General features: G+C 59.2%; 2 protein-coding genes. Both read right to left on the bottom strand.

The annotated features are described in order from the left end of the window. Positions 1-1,497 (bottom strand): hypothetical protein (locus ACT8II_RS01825; RefSeq protein WP_443812880.1); only part of this gene is annotated, 1,497 nt, incomplete at its 3' end. Positions 1,498-2,223: 726 nt separating this feature from the next. Further along, a partial coding sequence (locus ACT8II_RS01820; RefSeq protein ID WP_443812879.1) for a hypothetical protein occupies positions 2,224-3,071 on the bottom strand: 848 nt, incomplete at its 5' end.

Genomic DNA, 3,071 nt, shown 5'->3' with positions numbered 1-3,071 from the left:
CTCTACCGAGCACTCCTGCGCGATGGTACCCACCATGACGCCCGCAAAACCACCCGCATAATCGTTGTCTGTGGAACCAATGGCCTCTCCCTCGGCAAAATTGTGTACCGAGCAGTGCGAGATCTTTGGGTTTAGATAACCCAATGGGGTAAGGGACCCCGCATCAATAATATTGCTGTCGAGCAGAAGCGTAATGAGGTCACCCAAACCGAGACCGGGAATGATGTTAAGGAGATTGGTGAGTAGCTCGACGATTGTATCCAGAACATTGGACACAATGCCGTAGCTGGTTTCACCCTGCGCATAACCGACGAAACCGCCATTCATTTGTGCGGCGGAGGAAACCTTTGCCTCATATACTTCACAGCCCGACACTTCGACGTCGCCAACTATACGGCCAGCAAAAGCTCCGGTCGCAAGCGCAGACGGATCCGCCGCACGAACGTTCAGAAGATTGGTCAATAGCCCTGTGAAGGTTAGTTTGCCAGCTGTCAGAACAAACAGAAGGCCATTAACCAGAACCTCTAAGGCAGTCCCCAAAAATCCAAGAAGCTCGCTGATGAGCGATTTGTCGACACGCACTTCAGTGGCATGATTTTCAACCGACACCTTTTCAAGCGTGATGTTGCTCACGGTGGCCTTTGTTGGCACTGCGAAGGGGTCTTTGTCGTCAAGTTTATTGGAGATGGTGCCGAAGAAGCCGATGCCCGTGTGCTTACGCACATCGAGCTTGGCGTCAGACTGCACCACGCTCACGTTGGAGATAACGGGGTTGGCGACGGTGGTGACGTCGGTGACACTCTTGCCGTCGGCACCGATATAGGACCAGAGGCTGCCCGCCGCATCGGGCGCATCGCTCTTCGCGCCGAGCATGGTGCTCGAGAACATAAGCGGCCCCCAGCCCGTGTTGCCAGGATCGGCGGCGTTCGTGCTCAGGTCGATATCGCGAAAGATGAGGTAGTTGGCGTCGATGGCGTACTTGAGGCCGGTCTGCGCCGAGTCAACATCGTCATCGCGACCATGCTCGCCGACCACGAAGTACTTTGTACGCGTATCTTGGAGTATGCCGCCATCGTGATCGTTAAAGGTTCCATTGTGCAGGGTGCCAGCATCAGCAAGATCGGCATCGCCTGCATACACAAGAGCCTCTGTGCCCTCAACGTCAACCCACTTGTGGCCAAGCAGGCCATCGGGTTCTTTTTTCTGCTCAATCGACCAGACCTGGCCGGAAATGACCTTCTTGTCCGACCCGATTGCACGCAACTGCTGCTCGTTGCCAATGAGGATGTACGTGGTGCCGTTGATCTCCTTGACGGCCTGACCGGCGAAGTCGCGGCCACCCAGCGCACCCACTGCGGCGCGGTCCGCCACGAGCACGTTGCCGGTCGTTTCGCCGTCGCCCTGTTGCAGAACCTCGGCGCCTTCAATCTGCGCGGCATCCTGTTCGGCGTCCGGCTTGGCGTCCTCGTCCGCAGCGCCGTCGACGGCGTCCTCCACGCCAGGCTGCCCATCCACCTGATCCTGCGTAGCATCTTGCCCGCCGGTCGCGTTTTGGTCTTGCGACGTCTGCCCTGCCTCGGGCGCGTTATCCGGCGTGGGCTCGCTCTTTGAGGGCTCATCTACAGCAGGAACCTCGCCCGCTGCAGAACCGCCCTCGTCAAGAGTCTCTACCTTAGATTGGGGATACCCCCCCCCCATTCTCAACATTAGAACTGAGGGACAGCGTGGACGCGTACGTTCCCGCGTTGGCGTCCAACGGAGTATTAGCTTGTTCCAGCATTGCGGCCATGTCCGCCTGGGCGAGCGCCTGACCAGCCAACGCCGAGGCGAGCTGCTCGCGCATGCGAGCAGCCTGGTATGCGCCAACCCCCGCCGGGAACGATCCCAGTGAGCACGACGCGATGAGCAATCCAACGACAACTTTGCGGAACAAAACGCGACCTTCCCTACGGGAATGTTCGGAACGCAGTTATTCCAACCATAACAGACTTTTTGACCCCCGTTAAGCTACATTTTCCCTTCGTTTGTTGTATTGATAGCCCCAGCTCACAGATGGGTATTTCCGCCGCAGCTCATTTGGTGACCCACTGGATATGGTAAATACAACATGGGGGATTGTTTCATATCTGTTACAATATTTGTCGTATTTTTGCGCAGTAAAAGGGCGACCGCATGGCAGCGGCCGCCCCCCCCTTCTCGCGTCGATCTCAATAGGCCACGGGTCTACTGCGCGTCGCGCTCGGCGCGATCGACCATGCGCTCGGCGAAGTCGTGCTTGTAGAGGTTGTCGCCCTTGAGCTGGCCCCAGCCGGCCTCGTTCACCATGTTTGCGTCGAGCGGCACACCGTAGGCCTCCTCTACCGCTGTACGATCGAACACATAGCAATCGTGCTCATTCACCTCATCGCTCTCCGAAACGGTCACCTGAATCTTTTGCGCATCGGGCACGGCGCAGAACAACGCCGTCACGTTATACGCGAGAGCGAGGTCGATCGAATCGCCATCGAAGTAATCCGGCACGCGAACGTAGTCGAAGCGCAGGACGCCGTTGCCGCGCGTCACGTCCAAGTTCGCGGCCCACTGCCCCATCGGCAGGTTGAAGATGAGCGTGTTGAGAGCGTCCACGTCGCTCATGCTCGCATCCGTCTGCGCCAGGACATCGTTGCTGGAGGAATCAACAACCGCGCGCACAAGCTCGTCCGCCGGCTCGCCGTCGAAGTAAACGGGGCCGTTGGGATCCACGTACACGCCCTCATCGCTCGGAATCGACGGCGCTGCCGTACCGCTGCCGCCCGTCACCTGGTCGTCCCCGCCGTTGCCCTGGGGATCGATTGGCTCGTTCTGGGAACTCGTATAGTGCTCGAGCGAGTTGATGCCCGCCATCATGTTGCAGCCCATCACGCCGATGGCGAAAAAGATCAAGATGCCCACCACCGAGAGCAGCACCAACGGCCACACGCGGCGACGATTGACCGGCTGCTCGGGCTGTGGGTGCAGGGTTGCCGCGGCAGGCTCCGTGACGGGCGTGGGACCGCCAGGGCGAGTTACACCGGCACCCTCAGCCGCGCGCG

The organism is Collinsella sp. (assembly GCF_052346665.1).
Taxonomy (GTDB): domain Bacteria; phylum Actinomycetota; class Coriobacteriia; order Coriobacteriales; family Coriobacteriaceae; genus Collinsella.
Note: the sequence above shows the minus strand (reverse complement) of the source record. Positions and strands in the feature narration are given on the sequence as shown.